Consider the following 21,818-nt stretch of genomic DNA (forward strand, 5'->3'; position numbering starts at 1 on the left):
CATGTCGATGGCTGTAAGAGACGGTTTTATCTGGTTGGATGGCGAGCTGGTTCCCTGGCAGGAGGCCAAGGTCCACGTACTGACGCACACTCTGCATTATGGCATGGGCGTGTTCGAAGGCGTGCGGGCCTACGAAACGGATCGCGGGCCGGCAGTGTTTCGCCTGCAGGATCACACCGACCGGTTTTTCAACAGTGCGCATATCCTCAACATGAAGCTGCCCTATACCAAGGAGCAGATCAACGAGGCGCATCTGTCGGCGATTCGCGAAAATAATCTGCCCCATGCCTACCTGCGCCCGATGGCGTTTTACGGCAGTGAAGGCATGGGCCTGCGTGCCCACAACCTGAAAGTGCACGTGATGGTGGCTGCCTGGGAATGGCCATCCTACATGTCGCCGGAGGCGCTGGAGCTGGGCATCAAGGTGCGTACCTCAAGCTACACGCGTCACCACGTGAACATCACCATGTGCAAGGCAAAAGCCAACGGCAACTACATGAACTCCATGTTGGCGCTGAACGAAGCGCTATCCGGTGGCGCCGATGAAGCCTTGCTGCTGGATAACGAGGGTTATGTGGCGGAAGGCTCCGGTGAGAATGTGTTCTTGGTTCGCGACGGTATCATTTACACCCCGGAACTGACCTCTTGCCTGGATGGCATTACCCGCAAAACCATCATGCAACTGGCAGAAGAGCGTGGTTATCCGGTGCGTGAGAAACGTATCACCCGTGACGAGCTCTACATTGCCGACGAAGCTTTCTTCACCGGCACCGCCGCTGAAGTGATGCCGATTCGCGAACTGGATGGCCGCATTATCGGTGCCGGCAAGCGTGGCCCGGTCACCGAGCAATTGCAGGCGGTGTATTTCGATCTGGTGCGCGGCAAGCTGGATGACGACTATGGAGACTGGCTCACTTACGTGAGCTAAACAGGCGGATGCCGGCTACCTTGACCGACTCGCCCTCCGCCATCCTTGTCGTCGGCCCGTCCTGGGTCGGCGACATGGTGATGGCGCAAACGCTGTTTTCCGAACTGCGTCATCAATACCCCGATTGTGCTATCGATGTGCTGGCGCCCACCTGGTGCCGGCCGCTGCTGTCACGCATGCCTGAAGTGCGTGAGGCCCTGGCGCTGCCGTTTGATCATGGCGATTTGCGTCTTGGTGAGCGGCACGCACTGGGAAAATCCCTGCGCGGCCACTATCAGCAAAGTTATGTGCTGCCCAATTCGCTCAAGTCTGCGCTGGTGCCGTTTTCGGCGAAGGTCCCGGTGCGCACCGGCTGGCGCGGCGAAATGCGCTATGGGCTGCTCAACGATGTGCGCAAGCTGGACAAGGGGCGCTACCCCTTGATGGTGCAGCGTTTTGTGGCGCTGGCGTTGCCGGAAGGGGCATCGGTTCCGGGGCTGGAAGACATTACCGCCCCGCACTTGCAGGTCAGTGACGATTCGCGCAATGGGGCCATGGCAGCGCATAATCTGAACTTGGACCGCCCGGTGCTGGGACTGTGTCCCGGGGCTGAATTCGGGCCGGCCAAACGCTGGCCAGAGCATCACTATGCCGCGGTGGCCCAGCACTGGATCGAGCGTGGCGGGCAGGTATGGATCTTTGGTTCCGGGAAAGACCAGCCCGTGGCCGATGTTATCGTCGGGTCGCTGGCGAACGGCGCCGATGAACATGCGGTGGTGCTGGCGGGGAATACGTCCCTGGAGCAGGCCGTGGACCTGCTCTCGGCCACCATGGCGGTGGTCAGCAATGATTCTGGCCTGATGCATATTGCGGCTGCACTGAAGCGGCCACTGGTGGCCGTCTACGGCTCAACGTCCCCCGGCTTTACGCCGCCCCTGGGCGACCGGGTGGCAGTGGTACGATTGGGGCTGGAGTGCAGCCCCTGTTTCGAGCGTGAATGCCCGCTGGGCCACCTGAACTGCTTGCGCCAGCTGCCACCCTCGCAGGTTATTGAGGCTCTGGGGCAACTGGAAACAGCGGATGCCTGAACGAATCGACGGGTCCTGACATGCGCGTGCTTCTGATCAAGACCTCCTCAATGGGGGATGTGATCCACACCCTGCCGGCGCTCACCGATGCCCGGGCTGCCATTCCTGATCTGCAGGTGGACTGGGTGGTGGAAGACAGTTTTGCCGATCTGGCCCGCCGCCACCCTGCCGTTCACACTGTCTTTCCCTGTGCCCTGCGGCGCTGGCGTAAGCATCCCATCAAGGCGCGCCGCTCCGGGGAGTGGGCGGCTTTCAAGTCCGCCGTGCAGGCAACCTCCTATGATGCGGTGATTGATGCCCAGGGCTTGCTGAAAAGCGCGTTTATTACGCGCCTTTCCCGTGGTCCCAAATTCGGCCTGGATAAGTACTCTGCGCGGGAAGGGTTGTCGGCCAGAGTGCTGGATCATCCGCTCCCCGTGGCCCGTGGTCAGCACGCCATCAAGCGGGTTCGCCAATTGTTTTCCCAGGCTCTGGGTTACACCCTTCCCGATGCTGCGCCAGACTATGGCCTACCCCGTGAGCATGTGCCAACGCCCTTGAGTGAGTCGGCAGAGCTGGTGTTCTGTCATGGCACTACCTGGCCCACCAAACATTATCCGGAAGCCTTCTGGCGCCAGCTTCTCGAGCTGGCCAGCGGCGACGGCCACCGTGTCCATCTGCCCTGGGGTAATGACGAAGAAAAGGCTCGCGCCGAGCGGTTGGCCGCGGGGCTGGAGCGCGTTTGTGTGTTGCCCAAAATGGGGCTGGATGCGCTGACCGACAAACTGTTGAGCTGGGATGCCTTTATCGCCGTGGATACCGGGCTGGCACACCTGGCCGCCGCTGCCGGCTTGCCGGGTGTGGCGCTTTATGGTCCTACGGACCCGATGCTGACCGGGGTGCAAGGCCTGCGTGCTTCGTCGCTGGCGGCGGATTTTCCCTGCGCGCCTTGCGTGCAGGAGAAGTGCACCTATCGGGGAGAGCTGGGTAAAGGGGTGGAACCGCCCTGTTTCAGTACTTTAAAGCCTCATTTCGTCTGGCAGCGGTTACGGGAGTTAAGCATATGACGCAGCAAGGAAATACAGTGGCTTTTGCGTTGTTCCGCTACTTTCCCTATGGCGGGCTGCAGCGGGATTTTCTGCGTGTGGCGGAGCTGTGCCAGCAGGCCGGGCATCAGGTGAAAGTGCTGACTACGGAGTGGGATGGTGACCGACCGGATTGGCTTGATGTGACAATCGAGAAAGTGGCTCCGCGCACCAATCACGCTGCCATGGTGGAGTTTGGTAAAAGAGCACTGCAATTCAAGCAGCAGGTTTCTGCCAGAGTACTTGTGGTGTTCAATCGTTTGCCGGGGGGCGATCTGTATTTTGCTGCAGATGACTGTTTCGCCATGCGAGTAAAGGAGAAAAATGCCTTAGTGCGTTTGCTTCCCCGCTACCGAACGTACCTCAAACTTGAACAACAGCTGTTTTCGGGCGCTAGCCATACCCGGATTCTCTTTCTCAATGACAGCCAGCGGGATGATTATCTGGGCGAATATGGCCTGGATCAGGCGCGTTATCGGGTGCTGCCTCCGGGGGTGCGCAATGATCGTCGCCCCGGTGATAATGCGGATGCGTTAAGAGCGGTGGTGCGCAAGGAATTTTCTGTTGAAGATAATGAGTTTTTACTGTTGTTTCTTGGCTCAGATTTCCGGCGCAAGGGATTAGAACGGGCATTGTTGGCCATGTCACATCTTCCTCCCTCGCTGAGCGCGGTGAAGATTCTGGTTGTCGGTGAAGATGACAGAGCTCCCCTGCAAGCCGAAATCAGTCGTCTGGAACTGTCGGAGAAGGTGGTTTTTGCCGGGGCGCGGGACGATGTGCCGGCCCTGCTGCAGGGCGCCGATCTTCTGATTCATCCCGCTTTTCATGAAGCGGCGGGTATGGTGTTGGTGGAGTCTCTGGTGGCCGGTTTGCCGATTCTGACCACTGCGGCATGCGGTTACGCAAGCTACGTGCGTGAGTCTGGTGCCGGGGTGGTCGTGGCATCCCCTTTTCAGCAGGCGACGCTGGATCAGGCTTTGGCGGAGATGCTTGCGGGGGACCGGTCGGTTTATCGGCGCTCTGCATTAGAATACGCAAATCGTGTGGATCTGTTTGGCATGCATCAGCAGGTTCTGTCTGAAGTCGAGGCGTTGGTTAACTCATGAGCGAACTTTTTCTCAGAGACGAATTTGCAGCCGCCTGGCATGGTCAGGACCCCTTTGCGTGCGTCGAGGCGCTGCAGGGGAAGGTGTTTCGGGCCCGGGAAGGCCGGCGCACCTTACGTTTCGTGCTGGGTGAAAAAAGCTACTTCCTCAAGCATCACCGGGGTGTAGGCTGGGGGGAAGTACTGAAGAATCTTGGTCAGTTACGTTTCCCCATTGTCAGCGCGCTGGCAGAAGTCCGGGCCATTGAGGCGGTTACCAAGGCCGGCCTGCACACCATGACTATCGCGGCTTATGGTGAGCAAGGCACCAACCCGGCCAGTATTCACTCCTTTCTAATTACCGATGATCTATCCAATACCCTGAGTTTGGAAGATGTCGGATTGGTGTGGGAGAAAGAGCCACCCGGCTCGGTCTTCAAACGAAGTCTGCTTGCGAATGTGGTCAGGGTTGCCCGGGATATGCATAGATCGGGCATCAATCATCGTGACTTTTACCTGTGTCATTTTTTGATGGATCGCGCTCGATGGGAAGCCGGGGATGGTGACGCTCCCTTGTACCTTATCGATCTCCATCGTGCCCAGATCCGCAGTGCCGTGCCCCGGCGCTGGTTGGTGAAAGATGTCAGTGGTTTGTTTTACTCTGCCATGGATATCGGTCTGACCAGCCGTGATCTGTTGCGGGCCATGGCGATATACAGCGGAAAACACTGGCGCGAGACCCTGAGTGAGGATCGACATTTATGGCTTGCTGTGCGTGAGCGGGCCGAGAAACTGTACCGGAAAGACAAGAGCAGGGAGGCTCCGCGGTGGATGTGAATGTCCATGAAGGCGATAGCTTTCAGCTACTGTACCAGGATGTCGAGTCGGTTGCGCCTTTGCTAAACGGAATGCCTGTGCAGCAATGGTTTGATGGCGATCACCGGGTGCTGAAGCGAGGTGGGAAAGTTGAGGCCCGCCTGCTGCAGTCAGCGGCGAGCGCGATTTTTGTCAAACACTACATGGCCACCGGCTTGCTCAGGCGTGTGATTGCGTTGTTTGGTGTGTTTAGGGCAAAACGAATTTTTTATCTTTCCCTGACCTTGTCGCGGATAGGGGTGCGTGTTCCACGGCCGCTGGCCTATCTGGCTGAGCGGCGCCGGGATTGTTCTTCTTCCTTCTTTGTCTGTGAAGCGCTTGATGCGGAAGACCTCAAATCCGTGGCGGTCAGTCGCGGCCTAGATGAGATTGGTGGCGCAGAGAAAGTCTTTACAGAGGTTGGGGATGTTCTGGTGCGTTTGCATCAGGCTGGTTATGCCCATGGTGACACCAAGTGGGCTAACTGGATGGTGCGGCGTACGGACTCGCAACTGGTGCTGATTGATCTGGACGGAGTAAAAAAACCGTTCTGGTTCCGCAATAAGCGCTTTGGTCGTGACTTGGCTCGCTTCTTGATTAATGCTCGTGAGCTGAAGATCAGCGAGTATGTGGTTGAAGCCATGCTGAAAAGTTATGCTCGCCAGCGCGGTCGGACGGTCACCCAGGTGTGCCGCGATCTTGGGCCCGCTTATGACAAGCTGGCCAAACGTCATCGCAACAAATATGGGTCGCAATTGTGATGTACCAATGGCCGCACCTCGGCATATCGCTGACGCTGCTTTTCTGGGGGGCGCTGGCAATAATTTATATGCAGCGCAAGATCTATGCGTTGCGCAACTATGTAGATGCTCGCCCCCGGCTGGATGATGTCTGGGTGTTGTGCCTTTCTGCTGTTGTAGTGGCATTGGCTCAGCCATGGCCGTTCCTGTATGGCTTTTTGATCGCGCTGGCAGGGGTGTCCTTGTTCATCATGTGGCTGGATGTGGTGCTGATCCACCTGTTCGGTTTCGAGGTGAATTTTAGTAACGTGAAGATCTTCCTTCAGGGGGCCGAAAGCTTTTCCGGAGATTCCCGGGAGATTATCGAGGCCATAGTCAAGCGTTCCTGGTTTTTGGCGACACCACTGGCCATCGTTGCCTTTATGGTGGTGCTGTATGCCCAGATGGCTGGCAGTGGTCGTGTCAGGGATGTGGCGCTTGCGGCAGTTCTGGTCCTGTTCCTCATGGGAATTACCAAGAGCCGTTTTCGGCTGATTGGGGCGCCTGTCTGGCTGGGGCTACTGGCAGGGGTTGCCGTTTTGTTCGATTATCTAGCGACAGTCGGCGTGGACTGGCCCTGGTGGCATTTGGTGATGGCAATGATGTTGCTGCTTGGGGTGGCGGTACTGAAGTTGCTGGCGCAGTTTTCAGATGCCCCGTTTTTTACCGTTCGGTCTCCCGCGAGAGATTTTATTCGTGGTGCACGGTTAAGTCCGAATTCCGGGGTCCACCTGAAAGAGGGCGATGTCCAGCGTCACGTGACGCTGCCCCAGGAGGCTCCACAGCCCAGTGAAAGCTTCGGGCTGTGTCGGAATGCGAATGTGATTCTTGTCACCATGGAGTCCTTAGCACGGGATTATATTCAGCCGTTCAATGCTGACGGGGCTAACCTTGAATTCATGAGCCAGTTTGCAAAGAAAGCGCTGGTTTCAAGGATGCATTACGCCTGCTGTCCGAATACAAATCGAGCGATACAGCACATCTATCAGGGTAACTATCCGGTGAATGGCGACTATCCTTTTCTGCCTTTGCTGAAAGAGAAGGGATACCGCACGGCTTATATGATGATATCCCGCACCCGCTTTTTTAATCTTTGCGATATTCTGGATGAGGCCGGGTTTGATGCAGTCCTTGACCGCGATTCGCTTGGTCTGGATCCTGAGCGGGGTGATTACGCCTTACTTGATAGTGTTGATACCGTTAATGAAGCGCTGGGGCAGGAGGGGCCGTTCTTCCTGCATCTAAAAAATGAGCAGACTCATTCGCCCTACCAGGTAGTCAACAAGGAACGCTTCTGTCGCCACCAGGGCGAAGGGCGGGAAATCAGTTTTCGCAATGCTGCTGAAGAAGCGGATAGTGTGTTGTCTGACTTTCTCGTCGCCTTGGGAAAGCGTCGTGATTTAAGTAATACCCTGATTATCTATACCGGGGATCATGGCCAGAGTTTTGGCGAATTTGGCTATGTGTCCCACTCTAGTTCGAGTGTCAACGGGCAGGTACGTACCCCGCTGGTGATGAGCCATCCGGACTTGCCGGCGGGGGAGGTTGCAAGGTCCACGCACTTTGACGTTATGCCGACGGTACTGGATCTGCTGGGGGTTCCCTGTGAGGCCAGGATTTTTGGACGGTCGCTGATGCATGGAGCTAATCAACGCCCTCTGCTTCTTTACTCGCAGACTCGAAAAGGTAATGCGCCCTCCAATGCAAGCCTGTTGGACGATGACGGTAAGGTCATGGTTGATCTGATCTACGGTTATCGCTATCGCCTGGACGCAGAAGATCAAATTATTGAGAAGCTGGCGCCTGCCGAGGCGGGCTACCAGGAAGCGTTACTCTATACGGCATTGGAAGAACGCGGGCTGATTAGCGGCAGCGCGTTTTCTCCTCGGCCGAAAACCGGAGGCTGATAATGAGCAAGACATTGCCCTATGTGTTGTTTCTTGCGATGAGTCGTAATCAGGAAAAGCATTTTCGTGCGTTGAAAGCAGAAATGCCGGTGGATGGGGCTGTGATCAACGCCAAGCATCCCGGTTGGGGAAAGACCCTGCGCGCGCTCTGTTGGGTCTGGAGAAACCGGGCGTCACTGCCGGTTTGGCTGAGTTTTCGGGTGGACAAGGGGCGGCTTAACAATGGCGCGCATGGCCGCTGGTTCCAGTTTGGTCTGGCTCTGCGCATCGCGCACCTGATGGCGGGGATCTTCCGTGAGGCCGATCAGCGCCGCCCTGATATCATTTTTGTTCTCAATGGTGAACATTATAAACAGAAGGCGGTTATCTCCTGGGCGGAAAATCAGGGTATCAAGCAGGCTTACCTGGAGCTTGGGTATTTGCCGAATACCATGGTGCTTGACGGTAGGGGGATCAACTATGCCAATGGCATGCCACGTGATCCTGATTTCTACCGGGCCTACAAACCACAAGGTATGAAAGTGGACAGTAACCTGGTTAGGCGCCCGCCCCGTACCCCGGTAGGGGCACCGATTACCTTGCCGGAGCGCTACATATTTGTGCCTTTCCAGGTCTATGACGACACCCAGATCTTGATTCATTCGCCATGGATCAAGTCCATGGAGCGGCTGCATGAAGTGCTCGAAGCGACGGTAGACAGTCTGCCCTCGGACACCGTTTTTGTCGTCAAGGAGCACCCCACCTCCAAGCGTAGCTATCCGCAGCTTCATGGGCGCCACGAGCGAATCCTGTATGCCAACGCCAATGACACCCAGCAGTTGATTGAGCAGTCCCTGGCCGTCATCACCATCAACTCCACGGTGGGTATCGAGAGTCTGCTGCTGGGCAGGCCGGTGATTACCCTGGGTAATGCCTGCTACAACATTGACGGGCTAGTTTCCCATGCTGACAGTGAAGAGGCGCTAAAAGCGCTTCTCAATGATCCGGCTGCGCTCCCCTTTGATGGAGCTCTTATTCAGCATTTCGTTGCATGGCTTGGCGAGGCGTACCTGGTGCCCGGGCGATGGCCCGACTATTCGCCGGAATATCCGGCAAGGATGCGGCTGCGTCTGGATGAAATTTTGGGTGGGGGCAGGTTTTGAGCTGGGTGATACGGGGCGGGGCTTCTGCGGACCTGGAAGAGCTTCAGGCATTGTTTGATGCGGAGCCAGAACTGGTTTCTGGTGAGGGGACCACGTCCCAAGTGTATCGAGGTCAATATCAGCAGCGTAGTGTGTTCCTCAAGATCAGTCGCAAGGAGCGCTGGAAAGTGCTGCTGCCCCGCTTGCTGGTGGCTCGGTGTTGGTGTTCGTCCGTGGATCTGGAAGCACGCAATCTTTTGCGATTGCAGGATGCAGGTATCCCTGTGATTCCCATTCTTGGCCACGGTAGCCGGTATGTTCTTGGTGTGCCGGTATCCGGAGTGATGTTGTCGGCGGCGGTGGCGGGTGTCAGCCTTGAAGATGCCCTGATGGAGGGCAGGTCGGCGCGGCTGGAATTGGCACAAGGCTATGGTCGAGTGGCAGCAAGGCTTCACCTGATGGGCGGCTATGAGCCGCTCAGGGCCAAGGATTTCATGGTCGAAAACGGCCAGCTGATGTTGCTGGACCGTGAAAAACCCTTGGGCGCTCCGGGATGGAGACAAAAGCGGGCGATGACCTCTCTGGAAAGAGCCTGGTTCAGAAATCGTCGCAGCGGGTTACGGCTGGATCAGCGCCAATGTGACGCCTGGCTGGAGAGTTATTGCAGTGAAGCTGGTTTGGCTGGCAAGGTCGCTGACAGGGTTAAAGTTGTTGTCCGCCGTTACTGTGGTGATTGAGAACTGAGCTCAAAAGGCGACAGCTTTTCTAGGGTCGGCCAGTAATTGACGGATTCCAGCGGTGTTCCCTGGACGATCCCCTTGCGTTGGAAGTGCTTCTCGACCTCTGCAAAGGTTTGCTCTTTGAGCAGAGATGCATGCCGCTTGGGGTGAGGGAATGCTTGAAAATAGTAATCGAAAAACAGCTCTCTTTCGGCTGGTGTGATGTAGTACGGGCCGAACAGCATGATCTGCTTCAGGTTTCGTTGCTGCTCGCGATTGAAGCGAAGGGCCTTGCGGGTCCTTTCGTTATCAATCATTGCGAGGCGGTAGCGCTGATGATCGGGTACAATTACCACGTTGTTGCCCCGCAGATCTCCATGGATGATGCCGTTGGCATGCATTTTTCCGATCGTCAGTCCGAGTTCACAGAACAGGCCTTTTCGCCACTGACTGTCAGGGGTGTCGCGTAGGTAGCTTTCGATCGCATTGAGAAGAGGGGCGCCTTCAAGGGCTTCCATGATAATGAAGTCGTTGTCTGGATAGTATCCGGTTGCCAGAATTTTCGGGGCCATGCAGCCGGCCTCCTGGAGAAGCTGAGTGCCCGCGAGGGTTCGCTTGGCCCTGCCGCCAGTAAAGGTGCTTTTTAACCTTTCTGTAACCGAAGTGCGGTTAAAACTCTTGAAGTAAACGCTCATGTCCGGGTGGAAGGCAATGGTGTTGCGTGAGTTTTGTTTAACCTGTTTCCACGCAGAGTCACCAGAAAAAAACTGTTGAAGAGCCTGGGTGTAAGCCTCTTTCAGGCTGTTGTCCTGGTTCGGGATATGCTCCAGTGTGAAATGTGGTTGAGACATATTTATGTAGTTAGCTCATTGTTTGACAGATTTTTGATTGTATCGGAATACCGAATTTGGCGGAAGTGAGCTGCTACAGCAAGTCTGTTATCCGTTGATTTTTCAGGAGATGTTTGTGCAGATTAGTGTCGTTATACCATCGTTTAATGCTGCTTCTTATTTGCAGCAAACTCTGTCTTCTGTCGAGAAAGCCATCGGCGATGCGAAGGTTGAGGCTATTGTGGTGGATGATGGTTCTACGGACAGCAGTCTGGCGCTGTTGAATGAGTGTGCAGAGCGTTATCCATGGTTAACAGTGATTAGCCAGAGTAATTCAGGTCCTGCCGTTGCCCGCAACAAAGGGGCGGCCGCTGCCAAGGGTGACTTTCTTGTTTTCCTTGATGCGGATGATGAATTGGAGCGGGGTTCGCTTGAAGAGGCTGCAACCTACATCGCTGAGAATCCAGGGAAGGATATGTTAATTGGTCATTATCAAATTGTGGACGAAAGTGGGCTTTCGCAGGGCATGCCGGTTATCGCAAAGTATAAGGGTACGGTCCCGCATGTGGCAGACTACATCCGTAGTGATCTCGCGATGCAACAGGGCGGATATTTGATCCGACGGGCCCGCTTTCTGGAGTTATGTTTCCCCACCACGCTGCGTACTCAGGAAGACATTCCTTTCTTTCTGGCCGCTTTGGCACACTGCCCGGCTATGATCATTGATGTGAAAATGGTTCGGTATCATCGCTATAGGGGGGTCGTGAGCAAGGAAAGGGCTGCGGCGCTCAGAGAGGGGTTCGCGAATATGGATGTCCTGTTCGAGAGCCCTTATGTCTGCCCCGTTTTGCAAGAGTTCAGAGGGGAGATTTATCGCAGGAAAGCTCGTGGTTTGGTGCGCTATGCGGTAAAAAATGGTTCAGCTGATGATCTTGTCAGGGTGTACCGGGAATATATAAGGCGAAGAGGGGGCGGCGTGTTTCTGGATGTTCGTTATCAGTTCAAATTCCTGAAAGCGCTAATCAAGTTATGGTTTTTCTAGTCTTCCCCTCTCAATGTAGATGATTGTTGCTGATAAATGGCTGATTGATGGTTTCTGTGCAATCTTTTCGTGGTTTTTGGCTTGGCATGCTTTTCTGGGGAATGGTTTTATGGGTGTTCTCCTTTTTTGTAAGTGCTAGCGTTGGGGCGCAGGATAAAATATTTTATTATGCAGTGGCGTTGCCTGTTCTGCTTGTGATGGTGTCAGGCGGAGGAGGGCGACTCCCCTTTGTCCTCTGTGGTGTGCTGCTGTTACTTTTTTTTCTTGCTGTTCCTGTTCTCTGGAGTGGCGATGCTGAGTACTTCAACCTCGTTGGCCGTTATCTGCGCTATTTTTTCCTCACTTCGTGCGTTTTTTTGGCGCCTTTTCTGCTAAGGGTTAGCCTTGAAAGGCTGTCGGAGTTAATGATTTGGGCGATTATTGGGGGGGCGATTATTGCGGCTATTTTGCAATGGCTGCATTTTGTCTTTGTGCTAGATTTTCGACTTACCTCCCATGGTGTTGGTGGTGTGGGTGGGATTGGGGTTAACCCCAATGTGACGGGGGCTGCAATGGGGGTTGCATTTTTGGCTGCTCTCTCTGTTTCTTCAACGATGAAGAATGGATGGTGTCGTGCGCTCCTGCTTTGTGCTTGTTTGTTGTTTTTGTCGTCTATGGGCTTGGCGCTTGCGCGCACTGCTTTTGTTGCTGTTGTGGCCGTGTTGGTGCTTGGTAAATTCCCTCTAAGGGCGTTTTGGCTGTATTACCTTCTGGCTTCCGTGGGCGCTGTGTTTTTGGCGGTGATGTTCTGGGTTGCAGTTGGTCAGGAGGTTGCGTTACGTCATGCAGATACGTTGCTTACCGGGAGGGTGTCGATCTGGAGTCAGCTGCTAAGCGATGTGTCTGGGCACTGGTGGTTCGGACTGGGGCTGCAGCGTGATCTTGAATTTTATACGCCGGGACTCAGTCGTCCATACATGACGGCACATAATATCTATTTCCAAGCATTCAGAAATGGTGGTTTTTTTGCGTTGTCGGCGCTGGTCGCCCTTGTGTTACTCATCCTGAGAAATATTGATGTTTCCAAAGCGTCAACGCTGTGGAGAAATATTCTGTTCTTCGGGCTAGTTTACGCGTTGGTTGATGCATATTACTACCCTGTGTCGGACCCAAACTCCAACTGGCTTTTCCTTTGGTTGCCTGCAGGGTATCTGCTGGTCGCAGGTATGAAAAGTAAAGAGAGTCAGGCAGTTATTGGTGCCCGTGGAAATTCTGGTTCCATCTAAAGCTTCTTATTCAGGAAGCAATAATGCCGATTTGTTCTTTAACTCGATACAGTGAAGGTCAATAGCGTTTGGGGCAACCATCAGGCTGATGCTTAAACCGCTTGTGCACCCATAGATACTGCTCCGGGCACTTGCGCACGTAGCCTTCAATGGTGCTATTGATGCGAGCGGTGTCCTGTTCATCGTCCCCGCAGGGGAAGTTTTCCAGCGCCGGGCCGAATTCGATTTCGTAGCGACCGCCGGGTAAGCGATAGTGAGCGCAGGGGATGACCGCTGCCTTGCCCATGCGGGCGATGCGGCTGGTGGCCGTAATGGTGGCGGCGGGAACGCCGAAGAAGGGCACATAGACCGCATGGGCAGTGCCATAGTCCTGATCCGGGGCGTACCAGACAACTCTTCCGTTTCTCAGCAGGCGCACGATTTGGCGGATATCCATGCGATCGACGATCCCTTCCACGTATTTTTGGCGGCCTTTGTTAATCAGGCGGTCAATCACCGGGTTGTCGTTGGGGCGGTAGACTGCATTAATATCCAGGGCGTAGCTCAGTAGGCGCGAGCCCACATCCACACTGTTAAAGTGCATGCCCAGCAATAACACCCCTTGCCCCGCCGCTTGAGCACTCCTGATGTGCTCGATGCCTGTGATGGTCAGTCGTTCGCCCAGCTTGATACGGTGGTTGCTGAAGCTGCCGGCCATTTCCAGAATGGCTTCACCGGTGCTGATCATGCAGCGGCGGGCCAATGCTTCCTGCTCTTGGGGGGGTAATTCAGGAAAACAAAGCCGGATGTTGGTTTGCACAACATGACGGCGTTTTTTTGCCAGATGCCAGGCGAGATGGCCAAGGCCTCGTCCTGCGGCGAGCAGCAGATTCCAGGGCAGCTGCCCGATCAGCCAGAAAACGCCTGCCCCCAGCCAGCTAGGGTAAAGACGAGGGTCGGAGAGCCGTGAGGGCCGGTTGGTGCGTTTTCCCATGAGGCTCTCAGCGGCTGTTCGGACGGATGGCGGGGCGCTCACTGAGGCGGGCCAGCAAGAGCGCTAACGGCAGCCACAGGCTGAGCCAGCTGGCCTGGAACGGCACCAGTAAATAGGCGCCGGCCGCGTAAGTCATGCACAGGCCGGGCACCACAGCAATGGTGTAGGCCGCATTGTCATGCCAGTTGATCTGGCGCTGCAGCAGCGCAGTAAACGGACTCACCCAGCTGGCGACAAACAGCACCAGGCCGATCAGCCCCAGGCCGTGGATCAGCAGCAAAAAGATATTGCGCGGATGGGCAAGCGTCAGCAAATGGCTGTCGTTCCGCCCCAGCACGCCATTCAGCGTTTCGTGGTTCAGCCCATTGCCGATCAGTGGATGAGCAAAATAATTACTCACCGTCACGCTGTGGCTGCCCTGCAGCATCAGGTAGAAGGCGGCGGCCAGCGGGATCAGGCTGAGCCAACGGCGAGAGCCCCGGCTGATCAGCCAGGCGACAGCAAACAGGAGGCTCATCAATCCCAGCGGCAAAGACGTCAGGCATAAAAAGCCGAAGCCGACACCCGCGCCGACCAGGCGGCGACCGCCTTTGCCGGATGCGCCTTCTTCCATGCCCTGTGCCAGCAGGATGAAGGTCGGCGCCACCATGGCCATCAGCGCCAGGGAGGGATCCAGGGAGGGCATGCGGAAAATCAGGTTGGCAGGCTCACTGAAGAGAGGGCTGCTGAACGGCTGGGTGGTGTAGTAGCTGACCATTACCACCGTGGCCACCACCATGGCGCACAGGGCACCGTTGGCCATGGCTTGCTTGAAGGTGTTACGGAAATAGAGGTGCAACCAGCGGAACAGGCCCACCATGACCACGATTTGCACCACGCCGCGCACCGTCCGCGAGGAGTTGGGTTCCTCCGCCCAGGCCAGGCTGAGCAGGGCCCAGGCGAGTAATAGATAGAGCGGAACCAGAAAGGGCGAGGTCATCAGCCGGTGGTCGCCACTGACCACCGCGCGGGTAAGCAGGGTCAGCCCGGGCAGAAAGAACAGCACATCAAGCACGTTGAGCAGGCCGATGCGGGAGTTGAACAGGAATACGCCGCTGAACATCACCGCAAATGACAATGTCAGCCACCAGCGTAACCAGCGACCTTGCATGATGTTGGGGGGCAGTGGCGGCATAGGGTGTCCTGTTGCTCCGAAATTGGCCAAGAGTTGCTGAATGATACCCTGACAGCGTGGCGATGCGTAATTGTTGTGCCCGGTCAGCAGGTAGCGGCGTGCCGCGAAGTGTACTGTCAGAACCTGTTTGCCTCCACCGCTATGCTACAATTGCGGGCAATTCGGCTCTGTTGTCTTTTGGAGACATTGATGCAAAACCCGCAAATTCCCTCTTTTGCCCAGGCCCGCGTTCTGGTGGCTGGCGATGTCATGCTTGATCGTTACTGGCACGGCCCAACCGGCCGTATTTCGCCGGAAGCGCCGGTGCCGGTGGTGCGCGTTACCGAGCTGGAAGACCGCCCCGGTGGTGCCGCCAACGTGGCATTGAACATGGCCGCCCTCGGTGCCCGTGCAGAGCTGGTTGGGGTGACGGGCCGCGATGAAGCTGCCTCGATTCTGGAAGAGCGGCTGGCGGCGGCGGAAGTGGGCTGCCATTTCCAGAAAGTGGACGGGCTGCCCACGATTACCAAATTGCGGGTGATTAGTCGTCAGCAACAACTGCTGCGGCTGGATTTTGAAGAAGCGTTCCACAACCAGGACCCGGCGCCTTTTGCCGAGCAGGTTAAGCAGCAGTTAGCCCATTGCGGTGCGCTGGTGTTGTCGGATTATGCCAAAGGCGCCCTGCGTGACTGTCCCGGTCTGATCGCGCTGGCCCGCGAAGCGGGTGTGCCGGTGTTGGTGGATCCCAAGGGTACCGACTTTGAGCCCTATCGCGGGGCGACCCTGCTGACACCGAACCTGAGTGAGTTTGAAGCGGTGGTAGGGGCAGTAAAGGATGAGCAGGACCTGATTGAAAAGGGGCAGCAGCTGATCCGTGATCTGGATCTGCAAGCCATGCTGGTCACGCGCAGCGAGAAGGGCATGACCCTGCTCCGCGACGGGATGCCGGAGCTGCACCTGCCGGCCCGGGCCCGGGAAGTATTTGATGTGACCGGCGCCGGCGATACGGTGATTTCCGTGCTGGCGGTGTCGTTGGCGGCCGGTGCTGCTATGGAAGATGCGGTGGCGCTGGCCAATATTGCCGCCGGTATCGTGGTCGGCAAACTGGGCACCGCTGTGGTGTCTGCGCCGGAACTGCGCCGTGCGGTGCACCAGGAAGGAGGCTTGGGCCGTGGTGTGATGACCGAAGCACAGTTGCTGATCGCCATCGAGGATGCCCGTGCCCAGGGTGAGAAAATTGTCTTCACCAATGGCTGCTTCGACATCATTCATGCTGGCCACGTGGGCTATCTGGATACGGCTCGTCGGCAAGGGGATCGCCTGGTGCTGGCGGTCAACGGTGATGAATCGATTCGCCGCTTGAAAGGGCCGGGCCGACCGATTAATCCGCTTGAGCGTCGCATGGCGGTGCTGGCCGCGCTGGAAGCGGTGGACTGGGTGGTGGCGTTCGATACGGATACACCGGAGCCGCTGCTGGAATCCATCAAGCCGGATGTGCTGGTGAAAGGCGGTGATTACAGCGTGGATCAGGTGGTGGGCCACGAGTTTGTGAAAGGCTACGGCGGCGAGGTGAAGGTGCTCGATTTTATCGATGACATTTCTACCACCAAGATCGTTGAGCGAATCCGAAAAGACAATGAATAGTTAATAACGTCGCGAAATCAGTGCTGTGCCGCGTTGAAACGTTTGAGGCCGCGCCCATGGTCTGGGCGCGGCCTCATACGCTTGAAAGAGTGATAAAAACTGCTCGCGCAGCTATTCATTATTAACTATTCATTCCGTTCCTGTCTCTACGATGGCGGGCAGGCGTTACGCCCGTCCATCTTTCAAAAGCTCGAACGAAGGCGGCGGACTCGCTGTAGCCGAGTAATTCGGCAATTTCCGCCACGCTGCGCTCTGAATCCTCCAGATAGCGCCGGGCCTTGTCTTGCCGGACCTGGTCCATGATGCCCTGAAAAGGGCGATTTTCCTTGCTGAGTTGACGTCGGAAAGTGCGTTCGGGAATACCGAAGGCCTGGGCGACTTGTTCGGCGGTGGGGAAGCTTCGTACAAACAGATTCAGATACGCCGCGACGCGACCGCCGAGGTCTGCGGTGGGCGCTTCGCGGCGGGCCAGCATGGCATCACATTGCTCGCGATACATGTCCTGGGCCATCTTGTTATAGCCGGGCATGCGGATGCCCATGTCCTGGTTGCGAATCACCGCCTTGCAATGGGGTTGGTCGTAACGGATCGGGCAGCCGAAATAGTCCTCAAAAGCCTCAGCATGGGCCGGGCGCGGGTAGGGCATCCACACCTCCACCGGTTTCAGGTCAAGATTGAGCTGGGTCTGGATGTCGTTGATCAGCTTGAAGGTGCCCACCATGTCCCGGTCGATCAGAATACGGCTCACTTCAGGTGGTAAAGGGATCGGGTACAGCTCCAGGGCGGTCGTCTGTTCGCCGGGCACCAGTGCGATTTCGCCGTACAAATAGGTCAGGGCCTGGTACTTGACCCCGAACTGGAATCCCTGGAACGCCGTTTCACTGGTCATCAGCAGCATGGCCAGCTGCCCGTAGCCGGCAAAGCCGAAACGGCTGCCCATATCGAAGCCCAGCATGGGGTCGTTTACGCGGGGTAGCAGCTCGGTAAAGATGAGTAGCTCCCGGTCCCGGCCGATTTCGCTGTTGGGATCCAGCTTGCCCCGGTCCAGCCCGTGGCGGGCGAGCACTGGGCCACAGTCGATTCCCTTCTCGGTCTCGAGCAGGTCGATGGTGTAGATCAGTGCAAGAATCGAGCGTTCAGACATGGCCGGAATTATCAATTTTTAGTCAGGTTAACACGTATTCACAGGGCGCTGACAAGGCTAGAGTGCATGCATTGATAGATGCATCGGCATCCCAAGGAGAATACCTATGACAAGTCAGGCCCGTATCAATGTGAAAACCCGTCGCGTCAAAGTGGCCATCGTTGGTGGTGGTTTCGGTGGCATCTGTATGGCCATCAAGCTGCGCGAAGCCGGGATTGATGACTTTGTGCTGCTGGAAAAAGGCAGCGGCATGGGTGGCACCTGGTATCACAACAGCTACCCCGGGGCGGCTTGTGATGTGCAGTCGCACATGTACTCCTTCTCTTTCGAGGGGAATCCGGACTGGAGCCATCGCTACAGTGGCCAGCAGGAAATCCACAATTACATTCAGGGCGTGACCGACAAGCACGGCCTGCGTCAGTACACCCGTTTCAACAGCGAAGTGACCGGGGCCCATTTTGATGACAAGGCGGCCCTGTGGACGCTGGATATGGCCGATGGGTCTCAGGTGGTCTGTCAGCACTGGGTGCTGGCCAGCGGCCCCTTGCACGTGCCGTCTTTTCCTGATTTTAAGGGAATGGAAAACTTCAAAGGCAAGATCATCCACTCCGCCCAGTGGGATCATGACTATGACATGGCCGGCAAGAAGGTGGTGTCCATCGGTACCGGCGCCAGCGCCATTCAGTATGTGCCCCACGTGGCCAAAGAAGCGGGCCAGCTGACGGTGGTGCAGCGCACGCCGCCTTGGATCATTCCCCGCGATGAGCGCGCCTATTCCAGCCTGAGCAAGTGGATGTTCCGCCGCTTCCCGGCCCTGCGCAAGCTGCACCGTCTGCGTCTGTATCTGAGCAATGAAGCGCGGGTGGTGCCGATCTTCAATCCACGCCTGGCCAAGCTGGCTGAGCCGGCCCTGAAAGCGTTTATTCATTACCAGGTGAAAGACAAGGCCACGGCTCGCAAGTTGGTGCCAAGCTACACACTGGGCTGTAAACGCATCCTGATTTCCAACAACTATTACCCCACCTTCAACCGCGACAATGTGTCGCTGGTCACCGAAGGCGTGAAGGAAATTCGTGAAAACAGCATCGTGTTCAGCGATGGCAGTGAGCAGCAGGCCGACTGCCTGGTACTGGGTACCGGTTTTATCGTGGATCCGCGTATTTACATGAAGGATTTTGACATTACCGGGTTACCGGGGCACCGATTGCAGGACGACTGGAAAGCAGGATCGGAAGCCTATCTGGGCACCACGGTCAGCGGTTACCCGAACATGTTCCAGCTGGTAGGGCCAAACACTGGCCTGGGCCACAACTCCATTATCTTCATGATCGAGAGTCAGGTGCGCTACATCATGGATGCCATTACCAAGCTGGATAAGCGCGGTGATGCCTGGCTGGATGTGAAGCAGGACGTGCAGGATCGCTATAACGACAAACTGCAGGAAGAGCTGAAAGGCACGGTATGGCAGAACGGTGGTTGCATGAGCTGGTACCAGCAGGCCGATGGCCGCAATACCGCCCTGTGGCCCCATGCCACTTTCCAGTTTATGGCGCGCACCTGGACGGTGAGCATGAAGGATTATCACTGGCAGACGGCGGTTGAGAGCGTGCCCGTGAAAGAGGCGGCTGTTGGCTGACAAAGAACGTCTCGAGTTGCGAGAAGCGAGTTTCGACAGGCAAAACCAGAAAATAATGAGGTCAGGTTTTCGCTACTCGAAACGCGTGGCTCACTTCTGAATTACTGTGGTTCGCATTCCGCCGGTGTGGCTTTCTGGTACAGCGGTAGCGCCACCTGCATTTTTTCTTCCAGTGCGCCGATCCGGCTGCCGGGATTGGGGTGGGTGGACAGGAACTCCGGGAGCTGTCCGCTCCCGGTGGCGGCCATGTTCTTCCAAAGCTGCACGCTTTCGCGCGGGTCAAAACCGGCGCTGGCCATCAGCTCCAGTCCCATCAAATCCGCTTCTTCTTCATGGGCCCGGCTGAAGGGCAGGGCAATGCCCAGCTGTGCGCCCATGCCCAGCGCCTGAATAATGCGCTCTGAATCTGCATCCCCTTCGCTGAACATGCCGACCAGAAACAGCACCGTGCGGATTCCCAGCTGCTGGGTCAGCCGCTCGTTACTGTGTCGTGCCAGCACATGGCCCACCTCGTGGCCAATCACAGCGGCCAGTTGGTCATCGCTGGCGGCCACCGCCAGCAGGCCTTCGTTGACGCCTATCTTGCCACCAGGCAAGGCAAAGGCGTTGGGGCTCGGGTCGGCAAAGACCACGATTTCCCAGCGCTGGGGTAGCGCGTTGCCGGGAAACCGGTTGGCTAGATGGGCGAGTATCTGTGTGGCGACGCACTGTACTTCCTGGTTGGCGGCCTCGTCGTCGCTCACCGGAGTCTGCTGCTGCATTTGCAGAAACGTCTGCCGGCCAAAATCCGCCATCATGGTGTCCGGCATCAGGGCCAGCTGGTCCCGCCCGGTGGGCGTCTGGTCGCAACCGGCGAACAGCATCAGTGACAGAATAAATACAATAAAGCGGTACACGTGACAGGGCCTGCCTGGAGTGCGAGAGATGTGTGCACGTTAGCGCAGAAGGTCAGGCGAGGGTAGAGGCCGGTTCGCGGCTTGATGGGGGAAATGCGCAACCAGTGGCCATAAAAAAAGCCCCGCTCTTGTGAGCGGGGCTTTCTTGTATGGTGCCCGGAGGCGGAATCGAACCACCGACACGGGGATTTTCAATCCCCTGCTCTACCGACTGAGCTATCCGGGCAATCAGGGCGCGTATTAAAGCGGCTTGGGCCGGAGGCGTCAAGCCGTGGGCGTTTATTTGTTCGCATCGTGAGCAGGTGGCACGTATCCCTCTGCTTTTTCGTAGTTTTCGTTGTTCAGAAAACGATCACGTTGTTCGTCCAGGAAGGCGCGTGCCTGTGGGTCCATCACGTTCAGGTGCTTTTCGTTGATCAGCATGGTCTGTTCGTGCAGCCATTCCTGCCAGGCCTTTTTCGAGACTGTCTCGAAGATATCCTGCCCCTTGGGGCCGGGGAACGGGGGGCGGTCGAGGCCGTCCAGTTCAGTCTGGTATTTGCGGCACATTACCGTGCGGCTCATGGCAACTCCGTAGGCGGGTACATGTGAGGTGGACTATAACATGCGTGACTGGCGTGGGGCGTCGAGACCCGCCAGCAGTTTCTTCACCGGTGCGGCCAGGCCCAGCGTGCCGGGAGACTGCGGGTCCACCCAGCGACCGTCACTGTCACGGGTGCCGGCTGGGTCCACGGCCACTTCCAGCGGGACGATGTCCAGATGATAGTGGCTGAAGGTGTGCCGGAACGGATCCAGTGGCTGGCTATCAGCACGGGCATCGAACGCACGGACTTTCAGGGCGTCGTCCATCTGTGACTCATCGTCGGTTTGTGGAAAGCACCACAAGCCGCCCCAGATGCCTTGCTGGGGCCGCTGTTCCAGCCAGACCCGGCCGTTACGGTCGCGCAGGATAAGCATGACGGTGGTGCGTACTGGCAGGGTCTTTTTCGGTTTCTTGCCGGGGTAATCCTGTGGGTTACCGTTGGCGTGGGCTTCGCACCCGCGGTTTACCGGGCAGCTAGCGCAGTCGGGGTTGCCCCGGCGACACAGGGTGGCGCCCAGGTCCATGATCGCCTGGGTGTAGTCCGCCAGCCGTGCGTGAGGCGTGTAGTGTTCAGACAGCTCCCAGAGTCGGCTTTCGACCGGTTTTTTGCCCGGCCAGCCGGGCACTGCATGCAGCCGGGCGAGCACCCGTTTCACATTGCCATCGAGAATCGGTGCGCGCACGCCGCGGCTCTGGGCAAGAATGGCGCCGGCGGTGGAGGGGCCAATGCCGGGTAGCGTGGCCACTTCCTCAACGGTGTCCGGGAATTCGCCCTGATAGTTCTCCAGCAGTTGTTGGGCGCATTTATGGAGGTTGCGGGCGCGGGCGTAGTAACCGAGCCCGGTCCACAGGTGTAGTACCTCATCCTGCTCCGCCAGTGCCAGTGTTTTGACATCCGGGAAGCGCGCCATAAACCGCTCGAAGTAGGGAATGACCGTGCTGACCTGGGTCTGTTGCAGCATGATTTCCGACACCCACACCTGATAGGGCGTGCGCGGGTGCTGCCAGGGCAGATCCTGGCGGCCATGCTGGTCGTACCAGTCGAGTAGAGCCTGGCTGAAGTCTTGCGGGGTGAGGGATGTGCTGGGCATGACACTCCGGACAAAAAACGGCGGAAATGAGCAAACG

20 protein-coding genes and 1 tRNA gene are annotated in these 21,818 nt (G+C 57.0%); 13 read left to right on the forward strand and 8 right to left on the reverse strand.

From position 1 onward, the window contains the following. The first annotated feature begins 1 nt into the window (after nucleotide 1). Genes F1529_RS03165 through F1529_RS03205 form a run of 9 tightly spaced genes read left to right on the forward strand, consistent with a single transcriptional unit; the run spans nucleotide 2 to nucleotide 9,542 of the window. Nucleotides 2-928: a branched-chain amino acid transaminase gene (locus F1529_RS03165; protein ID WP_039926435.1), complete on the forward strand. Its 927-nt coding sequence runs from the start codon at nucleotides 2-4 to the stop codon at nucleotides 926-928. A gap of 8 nt (nucleotides 929-936) precedes the next feature. Continuing rightward, nucleotides 937-1,995, forward strand: coding sequence for a lipopolysaccharide heptosyltransferase II (gene waaF, locus F1529_RS03170; protein ID WP_155132108.1), 1,059 nt, complete (start codon nucleotides 937-939; stop codon nucleotides 1,993-1,995). Between the two features lie 20 nt (nucleotides 1,996-2,015). Next, complete coding sequence (gene waaC / locus F1529_RS03175; protein WP_155132110.1) at nucleotides 2,016-3,041, forward strand: lipopolysaccharide heptosyltransferase I; 1,026 nt, start codon at nucleotides 2,016-2,018, stop codon at nucleotides 3,039-3,041. Next, on the forward strand, nucleotides 3,038-4,165 hold the full coding sequence (locus F1529_RS03180; protein WP_155132112.1) for a glycosyltransferase family 4 protein: 1,128 nt from the start codon (nucleotides 3,038-3,040) through the stop codon (nucleotides 4,163-4,165). The genes waaC and F1529_RS03180 overlap by 4 nt, the downstream gene beginning before the upstream one ends. Further along, nucleotides 4,162-4,980, forward strand: a complete 819-nt coding sequence (gene rfaP / locus F1529_RS03185; protein WP_155132114.1) for a lipopolysaccharide core heptose(I) kinase RfaP — start codon at nucleotides 4,162-4,164, stop codon at nucleotides 4,978-4,980. The genes F1529_RS03180 and rfaP overlap by 4 nt, the downstream gene beginning before the upstream one ends. Beyond that, nucleotides 4,971-5,759 (forward strand): lipopolysaccharide kinase InaA family protein, encoded by a 789-nt coding sequence (locus F1529_RS03190; protein WP_155132116.1) that lies wholly within the window; start codon nucleotides 4,971-4,973, stop codon nucleotides 5,757-5,759. The genes rfaP and F1529_RS03190 overlap by 10 nt, the downstream gene beginning before the upstream one ends. Beyond that, nucleotides 5,759-7,684, forward strand: coding sequence for a sulfatase-like hydrolase/transferase (locus tag F1529_RS03195; RefSeq protein ID WP_230457854.1), 1,926 nt, complete (start codon nucleotides 5,759-5,761; stop codon nucleotides 7,682-7,684). Before F1529_RS03190 ends, F1529_RS03195 begins: the two co-directional genes overlap by 1 nt. Before the next feature lie 2 nt (nucleotides 7,685-7,686). Continuing rightward, the gene (locus F1529_RS03200) at nucleotides 7,687-8,826 is read left to right on the forward strand and encodes a polysaccharide synthesis/modification protein (RefSeq protein ID WP_155132120.1); all 1,140 of its coding nucleotides are present in this window, start codon (nucleotides 7,687-7,689) and stop codon (nucleotides 8,824-8,826) included. Next, nucleotides 8,823-9,542 carry a hypothetical protein gene (locus F1529_RS03205; RefSeq protein WP_155132121.1) on the forward strand — a complete coding sequence of 240 codons (720 nt, stop codon included), beginning with the start codon at nucleotides 8,823-8,825 and terminating at the stop codon, nucleotides 9,540-9,542. The genes F1529_RS03200 and F1529_RS03205 overlap by 4 nt, the downstream gene beginning before the upstream one ends. Here F1529_RS03205 and F1529_RS03210 read toward each other — a convergent pair. Beyond that, a complete protein-coding gene (locus F1529_RS03210; protein WP_155132123.1) occupies nucleotides 9,527-10,375 on the reverse strand; it encodes a lipopolysaccharide kinase InaA family protein in 849 nt (282 codons plus the stop codon). The genes F1529_RS03205 and F1529_RS03210 overlap by 16 nt on opposite strands. 115 nt (nucleotides 10,376-10,490) lie before the next feature. Between F1529_RS03210 and F1529_RS03215 the strand changes: the two genes are divergently transcribed. Both F1529_RS03215 and F1529_RS03220 read left to right on the forward strand, forming a co-directional pair. Continuing rightward, the gene (locus tag F1529_RS03215) at nucleotides 10,491-11,396 is read left to right on the forward strand and encodes a glycosyltransferase (RefSeq protein ID WP_196220360.1); all 906 of its coding nucleotides are present in this window, start codon (nucleotides 10,491-10,493) and stop codon (nucleotides 11,394-11,396) included. A gap of 47 nt (nucleotides 11,397-11,443) precedes the next feature. Continuing rightward, nucleotides 11,444-12,661, forward strand: a complete 1,218-nt coding sequence (locus F1529_RS03220; protein WP_155132127.1) for an O-antigen ligase family protein — start codon at nucleotides 11,444-11,446, stop codon at nucleotides 12,659-12,661. Nucleotides 12,662-12,719: 58 nt separating this feature from the next. On the opposite strand, the gene lpxL is transcribed toward F1529_RS03220, so the two are convergent. Then, a complete protein-coding gene (lpxL, locus tag F1529_RS03225) occupies nucleotides 12,720-13,634 on the reverse strand; it encodes an LpxL/LpxP family Kdo(2)-lipid IV(A) lauroyl/palmitoleoyl acyltransferase (RefSeq protein ID WP_155132129.1) in 915 nt (304 codons plus the stop codon). 7 nt (nucleotides 13,635-13,641) lie between these two features. Next, nucleotides 13,642-14,808: a hypothetical protein gene (locus tag F1529_RS03230; RefSeq protein ID WP_007151619.1), complete on the reverse strand. Its 1,167-nt coding sequence runs from the start codon at nucleotides 14,806-14,808 to the stop codon at nucleotides 13,642-13,644. Between the two features lie 189 nt (nucleotides 14,809-14,997). Here F1529_RS03230 and hldE point away from each other — a divergent pair, with 189 nt between their 5' ends. Beyond that, the gene (gene hldE, locus F1529_RS03235) at nucleotides 14,998-16,431 is read left to right on the forward strand and encodes a bifunctional D-glycero-beta-D-manno-heptose-7-phosphate kinase/D-glycero-beta-D-manno-heptose 1-phosphate adenylyltransferase HldE (protein ID WP_155132131.1); all 1,434 of its coding nucleotides are present in this window, start codon (nucleotides 14,998-15,000) and stop codon (nucleotides 16,429-16,431) included. Between the two features lie 121 nt (nucleotides 16,432-16,552). On the opposite strand, the gene F1529_RS03240 is transcribed toward hldE, so the two are convergent. After that, the gene (locus tag F1529_RS03240; protein WP_155132133.1) at nucleotides 16,553-17,575 is read right to left on the reverse strand and encodes an AraC family transcriptional regulator; all 1,023 of its coding nucleotides are present in this window, start codon (nucleotides 17,573-17,575) and stop codon (nucleotides 16,553-16,555) included. Between the two features lie 106 nt (nucleotides 17,576-17,681). Here F1529_RS03240 and F1529_RS03245 point away from each other — a divergent pair, with 106 nt between their 5' ends. Next, nucleotides 17,682-19,211: an NAD(P)/FAD-dependent oxidoreductase gene (locus F1529_RS03245; protein WP_155132135.1), complete on the forward strand. Its 1,530-nt coding sequence runs from the start codon at nucleotides 17,682-17,684 to the stop codon at nucleotides 19,209-19,211. A gap of 101 nt (nucleotides 19,212-19,312) precedes the next feature. Here the strand turns inward: F1529_RS03245 and F1529_RS03250 are convergent, their stop codons facing one another. The 4 genes from F1529_RS03250 to mutY form a co-directional block, all read right to left on the reverse strand. Further along, the gene (locus F1529_RS03250; protein ID WP_370456938.1) at nucleotides 19,313-20,107 is read right to left on the reverse strand and encodes a M48 family metallopeptidase; all 795 of its coding nucleotides are present in this window, start codon (nucleotides 20,105-20,107) and stop codon (nucleotides 19,313-19,315) included. A 150-nt stretch (nucleotides 20,108-20,257) separates the two neighbouring features. After that, nucleotides 20,258-20,333 (reverse strand) — tRNA-Phe (locus tag F1529_RS03255). A 53-nt stretch (nucleotides 20,334-20,386) separates the two neighbouring features. Then, entirely contained in the window at nucleotides 20,387-20,671 is a 285-nt protein-coding gene (locus tag F1529_RS03260; RefSeq protein ID WP_007149934.1) for an oxidative damage protection protein, read from the reverse strand. 33 nt (nucleotides 20,672-20,704) lie between these two features. After that, entirely contained in the window at nucleotides 20,705-21,781 is a 1,077-nt protein-coding gene (gene mutY / locus F1529_RS03265; protein WP_155132137.1) for an A/G-specific adenine glycosylase, read from the reverse strand. Nucleotides 21,782-21,818 lie beyond the last annotated feature (37 nt).

It is taken from the genome of Alcanivorax sp. VBW004 (genome assembly GCF_009718865.1).
GTDB lineage: Bacteria > Pseudomonadota > Gammaproteobacteria > Pseudomonadales > Alcanivoracaceae > Alcanivorax.